Source organism: Denitratimonas organivorans, assembly GCF_037478135.1.
Classification (GTDB): domain Bacteria; phylum Pseudomonadota; class Gammaproteobacteria; order Xanthomonadales; family Xanthomonadaceae; genus Denitratimonas.
This window is the reverse complement of the sequence record NZ_JBBHDV010000012.1, coordinates 85,655-103,631: the sequence shown is the minus strand read 5'-3', so window position 1 is coordinate 103,631 and position 17,977 is coordinate 85,655. Positions and strand designations below refer to the sequence as shown.

Sequence of the window (17,977 nt, the reverse complement as noted above, 5' to 3'; positions counted from 1 at the left end):
CCCATCCCCATCCGAACAGGAGCACACACCATGCGCAGCCTCATTCTCATCACCGCCCTGCTGGCCTGCCCGGCGGTCATGGCGCAGCAGAACATCAGCCGCGTCAACGGCGCCATCCAGACCGAAGCCGGCGCCCGCTACGGCACGCTGGAAACCGTCAACGGCGCCATTTCAGTCGAATCCGGCGTCAGCGCCGGCGAAGTGGAAACCGTCAACGGCAGCATCCGCGTGGCCGAAAACGCCAGCATCGTCTCGGCCGAAACCGTCAATGGCAGCATCCTGATCGGCGAAAACGTCGTGGTGAAAGGCGATCTGGAATCGGTCAGCGGCCGCGTCGATGTCGGCGCCGGCACGCATATCGGCGGCGATATCGAAGTGGTCAACGGCATCATCACCCTCACCCGTGCCCGCATCGACGGCGATGTGGAAGGCGTCAACGGCGGCATCAATCTGCACGGCAGTCAGGTCGGCGGCGATATCGAAAGCGTCAACGGCGACATCCTGATCGGCCGCGACAGCGTGGTGCGCGGCGACCTGATCATGCACAAGAAGCGCGGCTTCTCCTTCGGTTTCGGCGCCAGCCGCAAGCCCAAAGTCACCATCGAAGCCGGCGCCACCGTGGAAGGCCGCCTGCGCTTTGAACGCGAAGTGGAACTGAGCATCTCGCCGGAAGCGAAAGTGCAGCATGCGGATGCGGTGGAAGGCTGATATCACGCATGGCGCGGACCGGCTTTGTACCGGTTCGCGTTGTCGGTTTTGGAAAAGGAACGCTTACGTCCTGGGCCGGGAGGACTACCACTGATGACTATGCACAACCCACCTCATCCTGGCGGGTTCATTACTGCCATCTATCTGGAGCCGAATGGCATCAGCGGCCGCGAGTTGGCGGAAAAGCTGGACGTGGCGGCCTCTACCCTCAGCCGGGTTCTCACAGGTTCCAGTCGAGTCACGCCTGAAATGGCGCTCCGTCTTTCCAAAGCGATTGGTCGCTCACCGGAGAGCTGGCTCGCCATGCAGCACGCTCATGATCTTTGGATCGCCCGCCAGCATGTCGACCTTGACCGGATGCGCAAGCTCGATCTGGCTGCCGCCTGACAGTTCATTTATGGCTGCTCATTTATGGCTGCCCCGGCCAACCCTTGATCGCATGATGCTGTGAAACGGTAGCCTCACCGTATCGGGTTCTGCATTTCTCCATCCTGTTGACGTTTTTTCTTCACTCCCGGGAACAGGAGCCGCTGCATTCGTGCAGCAGGCTTTACGGTGAACTTTTGCCAGATCCAGCAGTCCGGCAAGGAGGCGACTCAGGCCACCACCAGCGAAACGGCGGCAGATGATTCAACCCGTACCGGTTTGGTGGTAGCGTGCCTGTCGAACTGTCCCGTGATCCCGTGTGCTGATGGCGAACACCTCCAGTCTGGCTCACCGAAGCCCTGTGACAACATGGGAAAAGTCCATACGATCACTCAAGCCGACGCCGTTTCGTGGTACGGCTTGATTCCGGTGTCATCAAAAAGGAGTGTGCATATGAACATCAGTACCTCGAAAGCCATTGCCATTGCCGCCATCGCGTTTGTCGGCGGAGTTGTTGCGGCAAACCTGCCTCCCGCCGTCGCTGCGGGTACGCCCCAGCCCGACCTTTCAAGCCAGGCGTTCGCCGTGTCCATCTATGAAATAGCGCAGAATTTTGTTTTTGGTGAGGAGTTCGTTGGCTCTTATACCAAGAGCATCACTCTCTCGGACGGGTCCACGCGAGAGATCGAACTGACGCCCATGATTCATAACGGCATACAGGTAGTGCGCTTCAAAGACACCGGCGGGCACACATACATGGGCCTTAATGGCACTACGACCAATGGATCGCTCATGGTTCAGGTCAGAGAATACGACGCATCATTAGCAGCACTGAAGGAGCAGGGCTGGCAGTAGGCCCGTCAGGCATCAGGTATTTGAATCATGGGCACTGCTGCCTGGGTGTGCTTTGACTGCCAGACTTCCGTTAGGCGCAACACGGCATTTGACGGAGAGGTGCCGTGCCCGAACTGTGGGCGCTCTTGTAGCTATCTCGGCCACAAGATTCCCGTTCCGCCAAAGTCCAAAAGCCGGGAGTGGGCAGCGCTCCGCGATCAGCTCGCTCGCGAGCGCATGCAAAGAGATCTCGCCTCATACACTTCAGAAGTTCGGGCACGGCATGCCATTGAGCAGGAGATTGCCCGTCTGGAGGATTTGCCGGTCAATGAAGGACGCACCAAGGCTATTCGCTTGCTTCGGCGCCGTCTCTCCGGGTCAAGCGCATAAAGAATATCAAGGCCTCGTCATGAGACTATTCAGCACGCTTGCACTTGCTTGTCTGATGATCGCGGCCGTCTCTTTCGTCTTTGCCGATGAAAAAGCAGCCGACGGCGTGCTGTCTCGCGCAGTAGGCATTCCCTCCTTCATCGGCGCCATTTCAAACTTTTTTACTCCACCCCGGACCCCCGGCTTCTGGCCAGATTCCACCTTTTCCGAAGGGCACATTGTGATCGCCCTGGCAGTGTTTTCGCTTCTGGCCACCTGCGGTTGCGCGTTATTCGCAATGCTCGCCCGCCGCCGTCGCGAGCCCACGTTCGGATATGCCGGCCCACTTGTACTCTCACTGGCCATTGCCCTGTTTTCAAGCCGTCTGCTTGCATGGGTTTGGCCGCTCCACTCCGCTTGGGCAAGCTGGTGAAGAGCTCAGGTAAAGTCGCTGATTGCATGCGGATCCCTTGCCGGGCAACGCAGTATTCAAAGCGTTTCCACTGTTTTTCCCAGTACGCACACCCCACCACCCTTTGGCACTTCACGCAATGAACCCCCTGACCCCTCCCCTGCTGTCTTTCGCACTTGTTGTGATGTCCTGCACCGCGATGTCACAGGAATCCGGGCCAGCCGATGCAATCAGCGAAGCGAAGTGGTCGGACTACGCCGGGCATTACCCGGCAAGCACGCTATGTGCGGATGACGAGGTGACGTTGTGGTCGTGTGGATTCGATCAGCGGGAGTTTGCGATTTGTTCGTCGCGGGAGATGTCGCGGGATGTGGGGCACCTGCAATATCGTGTGGCGGATGCGGGTGCGGTGGTATTTCTTTATCCGGAGGTGAAGCAGCCGCCGGCTGGGCTGTTCACGTTCGACACCTACGCCAATGGGGATGCAGCGCTCGGTTTCGTGCATGACGGGCAGCGCTACGCGGTGGTGGACCGGCTGCGCGGCGAAGGTTCGGTGACGGTGCGGGCGGCGGATGGCAGCACCGGCGAGGTCGATTGCGCGGGCAACCAGACGCTGCAACTCAATTACACGCTGCGCCTGATGCATGAGGCCGGGATGTGGCGCCGTTGAGCGGCCTGTCCGGTCCGGTTGCCGCTGCAAACTGCGCCCACACACAATCGAGGTCGCCCGAAAACGCGCTGATGGTGAGCGGTTCCCGGTCAGTCTTCGGCGGTCCCGGCATTATCCACCGGGCCGATTGGAACCGCTGTTTCTTTCCCTTCTTGCTCCTGCCATGAAACCTGTTCTTGCCGCGTGGCTGATCGTTCTGTTGGCTGGGGCTTGCAGCGCTGTGCCGACGACGCCGGATTTCCATGATGTGGACTTCAGCTGCGCCAACGGTGAAAGCGTTTCGGTGCGCTTTTTCCTCGGCCAGGAGCGTGCGGTGCTGAGCCGCCGCGGCCAGGGCATCGAGCTTGCGCAACAGCGCAGCGGCTCGGGCTTCATCTACAGCAACGGGCCCAACACGATCCGTGGCAAGGGCGATGCGTTGACGATCGAGATCGGCCGCATGGTGCCAATCGAGTGCAACGCCAGTCCGGCGCAGCGCTGAAGTACATCGCGCGTGCATTGCCTTTGTTTCCACCCGGTCTGATCAAGCCGGGCTGACCGGCGTGACGTGGGTGGCACCGGTACGAACCATGGCGCGGTAGTCGCGCGGGGTCATGCCGACAGTGCTCTTGAACTGGCGCGCAAACGCGCTCTGATCGGAGAAGCCGCAGGCCTGGCCGATACGGGCGATGCTGTCGTTGCCGTGCAGCAGCCGCATTGCGGCTTCGATCCGCAGTTTGGTCAGCATCTGCTGCGGGGTGATCTGGAACACGCGCTTGAACAGGCGTTCCAGCTGCGCCACGGAAACCCCGGATTTTTCCGCCAGGTTCCGCACCCGCAACGGCTCGTGGAAGTGTTCCTGCATGTGGTCGACGATTTCGCGCAGGCGCTCGAACGAGGAATGGCGGCTGTCGGGCTGGCCCAGATCGCGGGAAATGCCGATCAGGCCGACGATGCGGCCGTGTTCGATCACCGGCTGCTTGCGCGTCAGGCACCAGCCGGTGCTACGGTTCGGATAGAGCTGGAGTTCAAGCAGGTTTTCGATGGTTTCACCGCGCAGCACGCGCTGATCCTGCAGGATGTAACGCCCTGCCAGCGTGGCCGGATACAGCTCCAGCACGCTGCGCCCGAGGATCTCCTCGTGCCGCTTGATACCCACGCGCTGGCTCAGGGTCTGGTTGACATGGGTGTAGCGGCACTGCGTGTCCTTGATGAAGAACACCACGTCCGGCAACAGATTGAACAGGCCCAGCAGCTCGTTCGGTGACAGGGTGACCTGGTGGATGGCGGCGGCTCCATGTGATGCGCTTCAGCAGCATGGGATGGTGCCAGATTCGGCTCGTTCCTTCGGATACCTGGGGCCTTCATTGCGTGGTCGTGGCCGGCCCTGTGAGGCCAGATCATCCGTACAACAATGATGGAACGCTTTCGAGGGCAGCCCGGCTGATCCCGGGTAGTTTCGCGCCGAGGCCACACTGTGGACATACCCGCATCCGCCAGTCGCAGCACCAGTACGATGCGTGCCCCGCTGACTCCCCCGCGCCGACGCATGGTCAGCCTGCAAGGGTGGGCCGGCGGCCGGGAACGTCCGGCACACGACCGCGGACCGGTGCTTCGGGCATCCTGCGCCGATGGACGATGGCGCCGGGACCTTGCTCCCGGCCACACTGATGTCACCAGCTTCCGACCGGGAATCCGCACCACATGACCGCCAGCACTCCCCTGCTTGTCACCTTCGCCGCCTACCTGTTGCTGATGGTGGGTCTGGGTTTTGTCGCCTGGCGCCGCACCAAGACCTTCGACGATTACATCCTCGGCGGGCGCTCGCTCGGCAGCTTCGTCACCGCGCTGGCGGCCGGCGCTTCGGACATGAGCGGCTGGTTGCTGATGGGCCTGCCCGGCGCGCTGTATCTGAGCGGCGCCTCCGAAGCCTGGATCGCGGTCGGCCTGATCCTGGGCGCGTGGGCGAACTGGAAGTACGTCGCCGGCCCGCTGCGCGTCTACACCGAACGCACCCGCAATGCGCTGACCCTGCCGGACTACTTCACCCATCGCTTCGAGGACCATAGCCGCGTGCTGCGGGTGCTGGCGGCGCTGGTGATCCTGGTGTTCTTCGCGATCTATTGCGCCTCGGGCATCGTCGCCGGCACGCGCATGTTCGAAAGCGTGTTCGGCCTGCCCTACGGCCGGGCGATGCTCTGGGGCGCGGCGGTCACCATCCTCTACACCTTCATCGGCGGCTTCCTGGCGGTGAGCTGGACCGACACCATCCAGGCCTCGCTGATGATCTTCGCGCTGCTGCTGGTGCCGGTGTTCACGGTCATCGGCGTCGGGGGCCCGACGCAGGCGCTGGCGCTGGTGGAACAGGTCGATCCGACGCGGCTGAACTGGATCGGCACTGGCGGCATGATCGCGGTGATCTCGTCGCTGGCCTGGGGTCTGGGCTATTTCGGCCAGCCGCACATCCTGGCGCGCTTCATGGCCGCCGACAGCCTGCACACGATTCCACGCGCGCGCCGCATCGGCATGACCTGGATGATCCTGTGCCTGACCGGCGCGGTGGCGACTGGCTTCTTCGGCATCGCGTACTTCGCCGCGCATCCGGACGTGGCCGGGCCGGTCAATGCCAACCCCGAGCGCGTGTTCATCATGCTGTCGGAAGTGCTGTTCAACCCGTGGATCGCCGGCGTGCTGCTGTCGGCAATCCTGGCGGCGATCATGAGCACGCTGTCGGCGCAGCTGCTGGTGTGCTCCAGCGCGCTGACCGAGGATTTCTACCGTGGCTTCCTGCGCCCCAAGGCCGGCCATCGCGAACTGGTCTGGGTCGGGCGCCTGACCGTGCTGGGCGTGGCACTGCTGGCGATCTGGATCGCGCGCGATCCGGACAGCCGCGTACTGGGCCTGGTGGCCTATGCCTGGGCCGGCTTCGGCGCAGCGTTCGGGCCGGTGGTGATCCTGTCGCTGTTATGGAAGCGGATGACGCGCAACGGCGCGATCGCCGGGATGCTGGTCGGCGCGCTGACCGTACTGCTGTGGGAACACACCGGCAGCGCCCTGTACGAAATCGTGCCGGGCTTCATCGCCGCCACGGTCGCGATCTTCATTGTCAGCCTGCTCGGACGCGAACCCTCGCCCGACATCCAGGCCCAGCATGAGCAGGTGCGGCTGACGTTGAAGGAAGGCGGCTATTAATTAATAGCGCGGAGCAGAGCTCTGACATCAAGGTGTCGGGGCTGCTTGATGACCGTTAACAGGAGCCGCTTGGGCAAGCCCCATCGCGGGCAAGCCCGCTCCCACAACAGAAAATCCGATCCGCAGAAAAGCCGGTCCGCATGTCGGAGAACGTCGTCATTGCATGCGCACAGCGCGTTGTCCGACACGACACCCGGGCTCGCGCGCAACATCGGCAACGAAGCAAACCCTCGCCGTAGGAGCGCACCCGCAGGGGGCGCGAAACCATGTCAGGGGGGGCGTTGGAAAGCAAAGCTTCGTGCCCTCTACGAGTGCGCTCCTACAAAAGCAGTGCTGGATGGCGGGCAAGTCCATCGTGCTTCCAGCACCGCCAAGCTTGCCGTCCACCTCGGACCGCTTGTTTTTGTGGGAGCGGGCTTGCCCGCGATAGCCGTCTTGGGTGACAGCGCCGGGCTCGCCCCGGCGCTCGCTGCACCTACTCGTAACGCAGCGCTTCGATCGGGTCCATGCGGGCGGCCTTGGCGGCTGGCATCAGGCCGAACACGACGCCCACCAGGGTCGAGAAACCCAACGCCAGCGCCACTGCCCACCACGGCACGACGGCATCCGGAAAACCAGGGATCAGACGCGCGGCACCGAAGCCCAGCGCATAGCCGATCACCAGCCCGATCAGCCCGCCCAGCAGCGACAGCGCGGTGGCCTCGATCAGGAACTGCATCAGAATGTGGTGGCGTTTGGCGCCCAGCGCCTTGCTGATGCCGATCTCGCGGGTGCGCTCGGTGACCGACACCAGCATGATGTTCATGATGCCGATGCCGCCCACCAGCAGTGACACGCCGACCACACTGCCCAGCACCAGCGTCATGGTGTTGATGATGCCGGCGAAGCTTTCGGTCAGCTGGCGCGCGGTTTCCACCTTGAAGTCGTTGCGCTGGCCGGGCTTGAGCCCGTGCAGGCGACGCAGCAGCGAGGTCACGCGGTCGCTGACCGGCTCGATCTGTTCGATGTCATTGACGTTGAAGGTGATCGAAATATCCTGCCGCAGCGCATTGCTGGACAGCGCCAGACCGGTGCCGAACGGGATGATCGCGTAATCGTCCTGGCTGAAGCCGAACATCTCGCCGCGTTCTTCCATCAACCCGACGATACGGAACCACTCGCCGCCCATTTCGATGAACTCGCCGACCGGATTTTCCGGCAGTTTGAGGTTGTCGCGCAGCGCGGTGCCGATCACCGTGACGCGGCGCCGCGAGCGGTCATCGGCGTCGGTGATGAAGCGCCCGACCGAGGGATACACGCTCTGCGTGTCCTGATAGCTGGGCGTGGTGGCGAGGATGCGGCTGACGCTGCTCTGCCCGCCGTACTGGATGCTGCCGCCGAAATCGCTCAGCGCCAGGAACATCGGCGTCACCGAGTTGATGTCCTCGATGTGGTGCAGCAGGTACTCGTAATCGCGCAGCGACAGACGGTTGCGCTTGCCCTGCATCGCCTCCTCGAACGAGGTGTCCGAGCGCACCGTCAGGCTGTTGCTGCCGAGCCCGGCGAACTGGCTGCTGATCGAATGCGACAGGCCCTGGATCAGCGACACCACGGCGATCACCGAGGCCACGCCGATGATGATGCCCAGCGTGGTCAGGAAGCTGCGCATCGCATGCGCACGGATGCTGGCCAGCGCCGAACGCAGGCTTTCAAGCAGGCTGAACATGATGTTCCTCACGCAAGGTATCGCTGACGACCTGGCCATCGGACAGCCGCACCACGCGCTGGCAATGCTCGGCGATGTCCGGCTCGTGCGTCACCAGGATCAGGGTCTGGCCTTCACGCAGCAGATCGTCGAACAGCGCCATGATGTCGGCGGTGGTGGCCGAATCCAGATTGCCGGTGGGTTCGTCGGCCAGCAGGATCGAAGGCTGGCCTACCAGCGCACGGGCGATCGCCACGCGCTGGCGCTGGCCGCCGGACAGCTGGTTGGGCAGATGGTCCATGCGGTTTTCCAGCCCGACCCGGGCCAGCGCTTCGCGCGCACGGCGCTGGCGTTCGGCCGGACGCAGGCCGCGATAGATCAGCGGGTGCATGACGTTCTGCAACGCACTGGCGCGTGGCAGCAGGTTGAAGCTCTGGAAGATGAAGCCGATCTCGCGGTTGCGGGTGTCGGCCAGCTCGGATTCGTCCAGCGTCGCGACATCGCGGCCGTTGAGCCAGTAGCGCCCTGCGCTGGGGCGGTCGAGGCAGCCGAGGATGTTCATCAGCGTGGATTTGCCCGAACCGGAGGTGCCGATGAAGGCCACGCTCTGGTTGCGCGGAATGGACAGGTCGATGCCGCGCAGCGCGTGGATGGTTTCCTCGCCCATCACGAAGCGCTTTTCGATGCCTTCCAGTTTCAGCAGCGACTGGCTCACGGGGCCGGCGCTCCGCCTGCGGCTGCGGCTGCGGCTGCGGCTGCGCTGTCGTTGACCTTGAGCGCATCGCCGGCCTTCAGATGCCGCAGGATCTTGTACGGCCCGATCACCACGCGTTCGCCCACGGCCAGTCCGTCACTGATTTCCTGATAGCTGTCGTCGGAAGCACCGACCTTGACCACGCGCCGCTGCGCGCGGCCGTCCTGCTCGACGAACAGGTGGAATTCCTCGGCCGGCGGTTCCTTGCCGCCACCGCTGCGGGTGCCGGCCTCGTTGTTGCTGAGCACCGCCTGCACCGGCACCGCCAGCACCTGGTTGCCGCTGTCGGTGAAGATTTCCGCACGGCAGGTCATGCCCGGGCGCAGCGCCAGCGAACCGGTATCGCGCAGCCGCACCTTGACCGAATAGCTGCGCGCCAACGAACTGCTGGCGGCGCCCGGCGCGGTGCTGCGTGGCGACAGCGGGATGCTTTCCACTTCGCCTTCCAGCGCGGTATCAGGGAACGCGGCGGCGTATACCGCCACGCTCTGGCCGAGCTGGATACGGGCGATGTCGGCCTCGTCGACATTGACCTCGGTCATCAGGCTGTCCGGGTCGGCGATGGTCATCAGCGAGGAACCGGCGATGCCGGTGCTGCTGGCCACGGCGGTTTCACCGATCTTGATGCCGACGCTCATCACGGTGCCGCTGATCGGCGCGCGGATTTCGGTCTTGGCCAGTTGCTCGCGTGCCTGATTGAGCTGGGCCTGGGCCTGCTGCAGCGACTCGCGGCTGGCGCGCAGTTCCACCTTGGCCATGTCCAGCGCCAACCGGGCTTCATCGTGACGCGCTTCGTCGATCAGGCGGCGGCGGTGCAGTTCGTCACTGCGTGCGAACTGGCGTTCCTGATTGGCGACATTGAGCTGCTGGCGCTCGATATTGATGCGCTGCTGGCGCACCGCCGCTTCCAGTTGCGCCACCTGCGCCTGATGGACCTGTTCGTCCAGTTGCAGCACGACCTGGCCGGCCTCGACCCGGTCGCCCTCCTCCACCAGCACCGCGCGCACCCGCCCGATGACTTCCGGCGAGAGCTGCGATTGCTCGCGGAACACGAGGTTGCCGGAAGCCAGGATCGAGGAGCGCACCAGACGCTCGCTGGCGACCTCGATCTGCACTTCCTTGCCGCTGTCGCGCTGGCCGCCGCGCAGCAACAGCGGCAGCACGATGATCGCCGCGATCGCGGCAATGCCGATCCAGCGCCTGTTCATGCCGCCGCCCGCATCGCGGCAAACGCGGCCCAGATGCCGTAGATCACCACGTAGGGCGCCAGCACCACGATGATGGAGGTCAACGTGCTCTTCTTCATCCATACGCGGAAGCCGATCACCGCCACGACGATCGACCAGATCATCGTCAGGTTGATCGAGTTCAACAGTCCGGCCCAGGCGTTGCCGGCCGGCAGCTGGAACAACAGGGTGTTGAGCGTCAGCGGATTCAGCGCCTCGGGTGCGAGCTGGCCATTGGTGTGGGTCAGGATCTGCACCACGCCGACCGGGATCAGCAGCAAGGTGGGCACCGTGACCCAGGTGTTGAACGCGAACCACTTGCCAAAGCCCAGTTCGCTGCCCATCACCTTGGCTACCAGCAGGTAGTACACCGCGCTGATCACCAGCATCAGCGGCACCATCAGGCCGATGCCGATCACCGCGCCGGCCATCATCGTGCCGCGCTGCATGAAGCCGCGCGCGGCCTCGGCCTGCTCGGCCGGGACATTGCCCATGGCGCTGATCATCTGGTCCTGCAGCCACGGGAAATCGACCATGCCGTAGTACCACGTCATCAGCGCGATATTGCCCAGGATCAACAACAGCAGCGGCAACAGGACCATCGAGCGTTCGAGCACGGCGGCCATGGCCTTGGCCGGTTCAAGAAAGATGGCAACCAGGGTGTTGAGCGGTGACATGGGAGGCTCCTGCAAGCGACAAGGGATGCGGACAAGGATGGCTGTGCAGGAAAAGTGTGACGGAAATGTTTGACCGGCGTCGCCTGCCATCCGGCACGGGTGCGTGTTGATCGGTCTTGCGCCGGTGCGTCAGGCAGGCTGTGGATCAGCGCGCGGATGGTTTGTGAATGCGGCAGCGGCGGGCGCCGAAAACACGGACGCCCCGCAGGCGGGTGCGGGGCGTCCGGTCGGGGTTCGGTGAACTCATTCGGGCTTGGAAGTGCTGCCGCCCAGCTGGATGCGATCGCGATTCTTTTCCACCGTCGCAAGGCCGATGCCCTTGACGGAAGCCAGCTGGTCCGCGCTCTTGAATGGGCCGTTGGCCTGTCGGTAGTCGACGATCGCCTGTGCCTTGGCCTGACCCACTCCGTGCAGACCAGCCGCCAGCGTCGGCGCGTCGGCGGTGTTGATATTGACCGGGCCGGCGGCGAAGGCGGAAAAGCTCAGCATCAGCGAGAGCAGCAAGGACTTCAGCACGAGAGTGAACTTGTTCATGGCAAATCTCCTGGGTTTTGAATGAGGGTTCAGTGGCCGGCGGAAGGCTTCCGGCCGGTGGAGACAGTCTCCGCGTCGGGGCGTTGGCGCCCCATCGGCGCCTGCCGGAAACCCGTACCGGAAGCGGCGGGAATCGCGCATCGGAGTTTTCCCACAAGGTCCAGGCAACAGGCTGATGCCGGCGCCGGCATGTGCACGGCCTGACACACGTCAATGCGCGGCCGGGCCGGCGCGGGCATGCTGCGTGACATCGCCCGCCATGGAGTGAGCAGCATGATCGTGTCGCTGGATCTGCGGCAGCTTCCGCCACCGGAACCGATGGAGCGGATTCTTGACGCCCTCGACGCATTGCCGCCGGGCGCGCGCCTGCAAGCGCTGACGCCGTTCCGGCCCATGCCTTTGCTGCCGATGCTGGAACAGGCCGGCTTCGCGTTCCGGATCGAGGATGCGCCCGAAGGCCATGCGGTGGTGACGATCTGGCGGCGCGATGATGTGGCCGCAGCGGCAGCCGGTTCTTCTCCTGCCGAATCTTCCCCGGCCGGATCTTCCCCATGAGCGGCCTGGACCTGCGCCAGGCGCCACCGCCGGCACGGCCGCTGCGCTGGTTGTTCAGCGCGCCGCTGTGGGGCGTGGCGGCCGGTCTGTGGCTGCTGTTTCATGGCGACGCGGCGATGGCCGGGCGCTGGTCGCCGCTGACCGTGGCGCTGGTGCATATGTTCACCCTTGGCGTGTTGGGCAACGCGATGCTCGGCAGCCTGTTGCAGTTCCTGCCGGTTGCAGCCGGCAGCGCATTGCCGCCAGGGCGCTGGCCGGCGTGGCTGCATGCCGGCTTCAATCTGGGTCTGGTGCTGTTCGTGCTGGCGATGCATGGCGGTGAGCGCACGCTGATGGCGCTGGCGGCACTGTTGCTCGGCCTGCCATTACTGGTGTTCGCGCTGCTGGCGCTGCCCGGCCTGCTGGCGCGCGGCGGCAAACGCGTGATGCGCCTGGGACTGGGCACGGCGCTGCTGGCGCTGCTGCTGACCACGCTGACCGGCGTTGCGCTGTTGCTGGTGTTGCGCGGTGAGCTGTGGCTGCCGCTGGATCGGTTGACCGATGCACATGCGCTGCTCGGGTTGCTGGGCTGGGTGCTGGTGCTGATCGCCTCGGTCGGCAGCATGACGGTGCCGATGTTCCAGGGCACGGCGCCGATATCCGAGCGCCACCTGGCGGCATGGCTGTGGCTGACGCTGTGCGCGTTGGCGCTGGCCGTGATGGCACGGCTGTGGCTGGACGCGGCAGGCCTGGCGGTGATGTTGGCGGCGCTGCCGGCGCTGCTGTGGGCGGGCGGGTTTCTGCGCCTTTCATTGCGTGCGCTGTACCAGCGCGGACGGCCGATGGTATGGGCCTGGCGCGGCGGCGCGCTGGCGCTCGGGCTGGGCTGCATCGTGGCCGTGCTGGCCGCTGCGGGAATCGCCATGCCACAGCCGGACATGCTGGCCGGCACCTTGGTGATCGGCGCCGGGCTGCCGCTGATCGTGAGCGCGATGATGCTGGAAATCGTCGCCTTCCTGACCTGGATCCAGCTGCGTGCCGACTGCCCGCGCGGCATCCGGATTCCCGGCGTCGGCACCTTGCAGCCGGATACCGCCAAGCGTCTGGTGCTGGTCACGCAAGGCGCTGCCGCGCTGCTGCTGGTGGCTGCCGCACTGTTGCCGCCACTGGCGCGCGCCGCCGGCCTGCTGCTGGTGGTGGCGCATATCGTGCTGCTGGGCCGCCTGCGTGAATGCCGGCACCACGCGGCGGCGTTTTTGGAAGCCAACCGAGTAGCGCAATGAAGGCCAAACCGCCCTTGGTGTATTCATGCTCGGGCTGCTCCAGCGCGGCGCAGATGGCGAACCGGCTGGCGCTGTGGCTGGACCGCGACGGTGCGGCGGAAATGTCCTGCATCGCCGGTGTCGGTGGCGGCGTCACCGGGCTGGTCCGCACCGCGCAGGCCGGGCGCCCGATCCTGGCGCTGGACGGCTGCGTCCTGCATTGCGTCAGCGCCTGCCTGTCACGCGCCGGCGTCGTGGCCGACCGCCATCTGACGCTGTCCGAATACGGCGTGGCCAAACGCAAACATGCCGACCTCGATCCGGAACAGGCGCGCCAGGTCTATCGGCAGCAGGTGCTGCCGGCGGCGCAATCGCTGGCCGAAGCAGGGAGCATTCGCCACAGCGATCCGTGAAAGGCGCCGGCGCTGGCCCGATACGCCGTTCTTCCGCGCGCCGTACCCGCCCATCGCGGGAATCGCGCCCGCTGCCGAACCACTTGCTAGCCTCGCTCCGCAACCGCAGGAGTGGCCCGGCCCATGGCGACGAAACCACCTGATGTGTTCTTTCGCGGCCTGCTGGCCGGCGTGCTGCTGGTACTGGCGGCGCCGATATCGGCACAGGCCATCTTCGAAAGCGGCTTCGAGTTCCGCACCGATGTGCCAGACAGCGATGCCGAGGCCGCGCGCTTCCTGACCCAGGCCACGTTCGGCCCCACGCCTGCCGACATCGCCCACCTGCGCGGATTGAACGGCGGCTATGCGGCGTGGATCGACGAGCAACTGGCAGCGCCGGCATCGCATCTGGTGCCGTACCTGGATCACATCGATTCGCTCGGCGAGCCGGTCTACAACAATGCGCGGCTGGAAATCTGGTGGCAGAACGCGCTGCTCGCGCCCGACCAGCTGCGCCAGCGCGTGGCGTTCGCGCTGAGCCAGATCTTCGTGGTGTCCGAAGCCAGCGACGTCATCCACTCTCCCTACGCCACCGGCCACTTCTACGACACCCTGATCGACCACGCCTTCGGCAACTATCGTGAGCTGCTCGAAGCCGTGACGCTGGCCCCGGCGATGGGCGATTACCTGAGCATGCGGCAGAACCATCCGCCCGATGCCGCCGGCACGATCCGCCCGGACGAGAACTATGCGCGCGAGGTGCTGCAACTGTTCTCCATCGGACTGGTGCTGCTGAATCCGGACGGCACCCCGGTGCTGGAAAACGGCACGCCGGTGCCTTCGTACAACCAGTTCAACGTGAAGACGTTCGCGCACATCTTCACCGGCTGGAATTACGGCAATGATCCGCTGGTGGACAACTGCACGCATTTCGAGTGGTGCTACGTCGGCTATCCGTTCCCGGTGGCGTGGGCGCTGCCGATGCAGTCCTTCCCCGACTTCCACCACACCGAACCGGATGCCGACCCGGACAACGACGTGCTGCTGGGCGATGTACCGCGTCCGCACGGCGGCACGCCCGCCTCCAACCTCGCCTTTGCGCTGGACAACATCGCCAACCACCCGAACGTGGGGCCGTTCATCGCGCGCCGGCTGATCCAGAACCTCGTCACCAGCAATCCCTCGCCGGCCTACATCGGCCGCATGACGGCGGTGTTCAACGACAACGGCGCCGGCGTGCGCGGCGACATGGGCGCACTGGTGCGGGCCATCCTGCTGGACGAAGAAGCCCGCGCCGGGCATCGCGCCCGGCCCACCACCTTCGGCAAGGTGCGCGAACCGCTGCTGCGCCAGAGCCATCTGTGGCGCGCGTTCCAGGCGATATCGAACAACGACCGCTACAGCGACTGGAACCCGGAGTTTGATTTCGGCCAGGCCCCGAACCGTTCGCGCTCGGTGTTCAATTTCTTCCAGCCCGATTACCAGTTGCCCGGCGAGGTGACCGCCGCCGGGCTGTATTCGCCCGAGTTGCAGATCGTCAACGAAACCCTGGTCACGATGACGGCCAACCGCTTCTGGGAGCAGGCCGAGCGTATGCATATCGGTTCGCCCTGGGCCGAGCAATGGGCGAACCAATCGTCGATCCTGCTGGATTTCGAGCCCTACTACGCGCTGGCCGGCAACCCGCAAACCCTGCTCGATACGCTGGACATGCTGCTGATGAACGGCCAGATGTCGGCACACATGCGCAGCGTGCTGGTGAACCACCTCAACGGCATCGATCCGATTGCCCCGCACGGGCCGCGCAACCGGGTCTGGGGTGCGGTGCACCTGATCATGACCTCGCCCGAATACATGGTGCAGAAGTGATGAAACGCCGCGATCTTCTCTCCCGCACCCTGCTCGCCTCGCTCGGCGGCGCGGGTCTGTTCTCGCAGCTGGGCCAGCTGGGTCTGGTCCGGGCCGCCGCGCTGGATTCCACGTCCATCGCCAGAGGCGACGATTACAAGGCGCTGGTCTGCGTGTTCCTCAACGGCGGCAATGACAACGTCAACACCGTGATCCCGCGTGATGCGGCCACCCATGCGCTGTATCACGCGGTGCGGCCGAACCTGTCGCTGCCGTTGGCCAATCTGACCGGTGCCACGCATCTGCATCCATTCACGCCGCAAACCGGCGGACGCCAGTACGCGCTGCACCCGTCGATGCCGGAGATCGCGGGCCTGTTCAACAGCGGGCGCTGCGCGCTGGTCGCCAATGTCGGCACCCTGATCGAACCGGTGACGCGCAGTGCCTATCAAAACGGTACGGTGGACGTGCCGCCGCAGCTGTTCTCGCATTCAGACCAGACCGTGTTCTGGCAGACCTCGCGCCCGGACACGATGCACAAGATCGGCTGGGGCGGGCGCATCGCCGATCTGCTGCAATCGCAGAATGCCAACACGCAGTTGCCGATGAGCCTGTCGCTGGCCGGGCAGAACGTGTTCCAGACCGGCACTGCGGTGCAGCCCTACAGCGTCGGCAACAATGGCCCGGTGCAGCGGCAAGGCTATTACGGCGAATACCACGCCAGCCGCCGTGCCGCGATCGACGCGCTGCTGAACCACAGCCAGAGCCATGTCCTGGAACGCGCGGTGGCCGGCATCCAGCGCCGTTCCATCGATCTTTACGGCGATGTGCGCGATGCCATCGATGCCGTGCCGGACTTTTCCACCACGGTTCCCGCCGGATTTTCTACCGGTAACGGCAGCATCCTGGGCGGTTTCAACAGCCTTGTTGCGCAGTTGCGCATGGTCGCCCGGCTGATTGCCGCGCGGGCCGATCTCGGGCAGCGGCGGCAGGTGTTCTACGTCTCGATCGGCGGTTTTGATTTCCACGACCGCCTGCTCACCGACCACGGCGACCTGATGCGCGCACTGTCGCTGGCGCTCAACATGTTCTACGACCTCACCGTGGAACTGGGCGTGGCCGAGCGTGTGACCACCTTCACCGCCTCGGATTTCGGCCGCACCATGACCGCCAACGGCGACGGCACCGACCACGGCTGGGGCGGCGAACATTTCATCATCGGTGATGCGGTGCGCGGGCAGGACATCTACGGCGACATGCCCAGCCTCGTTTCCGCTGGTGACGACGACGCCGGCTGGGGCCAGATCATTCCGAAACTGGCCACCGACCAGTACGCCGCCACGCTGGCACGCTGGTTCGGCGTCTCCGACTCCAACATCGACCTGATCCTGCCCGCCCTGGCCGGGCCGCATCCGCAGTTCGGTCCGGCAACGGGCGGTTTCATCGGCACGCACCGCGATCTGGGGTTCATGTTGCCCGGCTGATTCGCCGCCCTGCCGGACGCGCAGCGGTGCGGTGCGGTCCGATGCATCGTATCCAGCGGCATGTGATTTGCGCGGATCAACCAGCGCGGAATTCGAATCGTTCGAAGCCCTGACCCAGTCGCGCCTGTTCGCCGGCATCCAGTCGCGGCGGCGGATGGCCTGCTTCTCGGCAGGCCTGCACCGCCCAGTGGCGCACGCCGCGCGCGTGCAGGTCGCGGCCGAGGCGATGCAGGGATTCGAGCGAGAACAGACCGGGATGCCAGGTGGTACGGCATTCGAAATCGACGCCGCTGTGCAGGATCGCGTCCAGCGACCGGCGCACCGGGCCGGCGCTGCCACGGCGCGTGGTGATGCGGTCGTAGTCCTCATCCGGCGCCTTGATGTCCAGCCCGATCCAGTCCAGTTGCGGCAGCAGCGTGTGCAGGCGCTGCGGGTACATGCCGCCGGTGTGCAGGCCGGTCTGGAAACCGAGTTCACGCACCCGCGCCAGCGCATCGGCGAGCGTGGCCTGTGAGGTCGGTTCGCCACCGGAAAACACCACCGCATCGAGCAGGCCACGACGGCGTTGCAGGAAGGCTTCGACCTGCTCCCAGGCCAGGCCGGTGTCGGCACGCGCCGGCAGCAGTTCCGGATTGTGGCAGTAGCCGCACCGCCACGGACAGCCCTGCAGAAACAGCACCGCCGCCAGCCGCCCGGGAAAATCGATGCTGGTCAGCGGCGTCATGCCGCCGACCCGGATCATGCGGCGGCGGCCACCGCGCGGGCGCGGCCGGGTTCGGCGAAGAAGCGGCGTTCGGCATGTTCGCCCTTCTTGCCGATGTTGAAGCTGGAAACCGGGCGGTGATAGCCCATCACGCGGGTCCAGACTTCACAGCGCTGGCGTTCGTCATCGCGCAGGGTGGGTGGGAGGGTGGTGGTGTTCATCGTGGTACTCCTTGGTGGTTGGAAAACAGGGCGTGTGGTGGGAATGGATTCCTGTAGGAGCGGCGTCAGCCGCGATCTTGATGTCGGGATTGCGGGGAACGCCCCATCGCGGCCAAGGCCGCTCCTAC

At 65.0% G+C, this 17,977-nt stretch carries 20 protein-coding genes; 12 read left to right on the top strand and 8 right to left on the bottom strand.

The genetic code is table 11. The annotated features are described in order from the left end of the window. Window positions 1-30: 30 nt before the first annotated feature. From WDB66_RS12360 to WDB66_RS12335, 6 genes are all read left to right on the top strand, one after another. On the top strand, window positions 31-708 hold the full coding sequence (locus WDB66_RS12360; protein WP_339398898.1) for a DUF4097 family beta strand repeat-containing protein: 678 nt from the start codon (window positions 31-33) through the stop codon (window positions 706-708). Window positions 709-801: 93 nt separating this feature from the next. Next, window positions 802-1,095 (top strand): HigA family addiction module antitoxin, encoded by a 294-nt coding sequence (locus tag WDB66_RS12355; protein WP_339398897.1) that lies wholly within the window; start codon window positions 802-804, stop codon window positions 1,093-1,095. Window positions 1,096-1,527: 432 nt separating this feature from the next. Further along, complete coding sequence (locus WDB66_RS12350; RefSeq protein WP_339398896.1) at window positions 1,528-1,929, top strand: hypothetical protein; 402 nt, start codon at window positions 1,528-1,530, stop codon at window positions 1,927-1,929. A 307-nt stretch (window positions 1,930-2,236) separates the two neighbouring features. Further along, a complete protein-coding gene (locus WDB66_RS12345) occupies window positions 2,237-2,710 on the top strand; it encodes a hypothetical protein (RefSeq protein WP_339398895.1) in 474 nt (157 codons plus the stop codon). A gap of 118 nt (window positions 2,711-2,828) precedes the next feature. Then, window positions 2,829-3,359, top strand: a complete 531-nt coding sequence (locus WDB66_RS12340; RefSeq protein ID WP_339398894.1) for a hypothetical protein — start codon at window positions 2,829-2,831, stop codon at window positions 3,357-3,359. Window positions 3,360-3,522: 163 nt separating this feature from the next. After that, on the top strand, window positions 3,523-3,840 hold the full coding sequence (locus WDB66_RS12335) for an MliC family protein (RefSeq protein ID WP_339398893.1): 318 nt from the start codon (window positions 3,523-3,525) through the stop codon (window positions 3,838-3,840). 42 nt (window positions 3,841-3,882) lie between these two features. Here WDB66_RS12335 and WDB66_RS12330 read toward each other — a convergent pair whose 3' ends face one another. Further along, on the bottom strand, window positions 3,883-4,623 hold the full coding sequence (locus WDB66_RS12330; protein ID WP_339398914.1) for an AraC family transcriptional regulator: 741 nt from the start codon (window positions 4,621-4,623) through the stop codon (window positions 3,883-3,885). Between the two features lie 419 nt (window positions 4,624-5,042). On the opposite strand from WDB66_RS12330, the gene putP reads away from it, so the two are divergent. Beyond that, window positions 5,043-6,530: a sodium/proline symporter PutP gene (gene putP / locus WDB66_RS12325; RefSeq protein ID WP_339398892.1), complete on the top strand. Its 1,488-nt coding sequence runs from the start codon at window positions 5,043-5,045 to the stop codon at window positions 6,528-6,530. A gap of 475 nt (window positions 6,531-7,005) precedes the next feature. On the opposite strand, the gene WDB66_RS12320 is transcribed toward putP, so the two are convergent. From WDB66_RS12320 to WDB66_RS12300, 5 genes are all read right to left on the bottom strand, one after another. Continuing rightward, entirely contained in the window at window positions 7,006-8,235 is a 1,230-nt protein-coding gene (locus WDB66_RS12320; protein ID WP_339398891.1) for an ABC transporter permease, read from the bottom strand. Continuing rightward, a complete protein-coding gene (locus WDB66_RS12315) occupies window positions 8,219-8,929 on the bottom strand; it encodes an ABC transporter ATP-binding protein (RefSeq protein WP_339398890.1) in 711 nt (236 codons plus the stop codon). Before WDB66_RS12315 ends, WDB66_RS12320 begins: the two co-directional genes overlap by 17 nt. Beyond that, window positions 8,926-10,176, bottom strand: coding sequence for an efflux RND transporter periplasmic adaptor subunit (locus tag WDB66_RS12310; protein WP_339398889.1), 1,251 nt, complete (start codon window positions 10,174-10,176; stop codon window positions 8,926-8,928). The genes WDB66_RS12315 and WDB66_RS12310 overlap by 4 nt, the downstream gene beginning before the upstream one ends. After that, complete coding sequence (locus WDB66_RS12305) at window positions 10,173-10,871, bottom strand: YIP1 family protein (protein ID WP_339398888.1); 699 nt, start codon at window positions 10,869-10,871, stop codon at window positions 10,173-10,175. Before WDB66_RS12305 ends, WDB66_RS12310 begins: the two co-directional genes overlap by 4 nt. Before the next feature lie 243 nt (window positions 10,872-11,114). Continuing rightward, window positions 11,115-11,405, bottom strand: coding sequence for a ComEA family DNA-binding protein (locus tag WDB66_RS12300; RefSeq protein ID WP_339398887.1), 291 nt, complete (start codon window positions 11,403-11,405; stop codon window positions 11,115-11,117). A 273-nt stretch (window positions 11,406-11,678) separates the two neighbouring features. Between WDB66_RS12300 and WDB66_RS12295 the strand changes: the two genes are divergently transcribed. The 5 genes from WDB66_RS12295 (at window position 11,679) to WDB66_RS12275 (ending at window position 16,925) form a co-directional block, all read left to right on the top strand. Beyond that, window positions 11,679-11,960, top strand: a complete 282-nt coding sequence (locus WDB66_RS12295) for a DUF2249 domain-containing protein (protein WP_339398886.1) — start codon at window positions 11,679-11,681, stop codon at window positions 11,958-11,960. After that, window positions 11,957-13,222 carry a hypothetical protein gene (locus tag WDB66_RS12290; RefSeq protein ID WP_339398885.1) on the top strand — a complete coding sequence of 422 codons (1,266 nt, stop codon included), beginning with the start codon at window positions 11,957-11,959 and terminating at the stop codon, window positions 13,220-13,222. Before WDB66_RS12295 ends, WDB66_RS12290 begins: the two co-directional genes overlap by 4 nt. Then, window positions 13,219-13,614: a putative zinc-binding protein gene (locus WDB66_RS12285; protein WP_339398884.1), complete on the top strand. Its 396-nt coding sequence runs from the start codon at window positions 13,219-13,221 to the stop codon at window positions 13,612-13,614. The genes WDB66_RS12290 and WDB66_RS12285 overlap by 4 nt, the downstream gene beginning before the upstream one ends. Before the next feature lie 123 nt (window positions 13,615-13,737). Next, window positions 13,738-15,462: a DUF1800 domain-containing protein gene (locus tag WDB66_RS12280; protein ID WP_339398883.1), complete on the top strand. Its 1,725-nt coding sequence runs from the start codon at window positions 13,738-13,740 to the stop codon at window positions 15,460-15,462. Next, entirely contained in the window at window positions 15,462-16,925 is a 1,464-nt protein-coding gene (locus WDB66_RS12275) for a DUF1501 domain-containing protein (protein WP_339398882.1), read from the top strand. Before WDB66_RS12280 ends, WDB66_RS12275 begins: the two co-directional genes overlap by 1 nt. A 76-nt stretch (window positions 16,926-17,001) precedes the next feature. Here the strand turns inward: WDB66_RS12275 and WDB66_RS12270 are convergent, their stop codons facing one another. After that, window positions 17,002-17,649: an anaerobic ribonucleoside-triphosphate reductase activating protein gene (locus WDB66_RS12270; RefSeq protein WP_339398881.1), complete on the bottom strand. Its 648-nt coding sequence runs from the start codon at window positions 17,647-17,649 to the stop codon at window positions 17,002-17,004. Between the two features lie 14 nt (window positions 17,650-17,663). Then, window positions 17,664-17,849 carry an anaerobic ribonucleoside-triphosphate reductase gene (nrdD, locus tag WDB66_RS12265; protein WP_339398880.1) on the bottom strand — a complete coding sequence of 62 codons (186 nt, stop codon included), beginning with the start codon at window positions 17,847-17,849 and terminating at the stop codon, window positions 17,664-17,666. Window positions 17,850-17,977 lie beyond the last annotated feature (128 nt).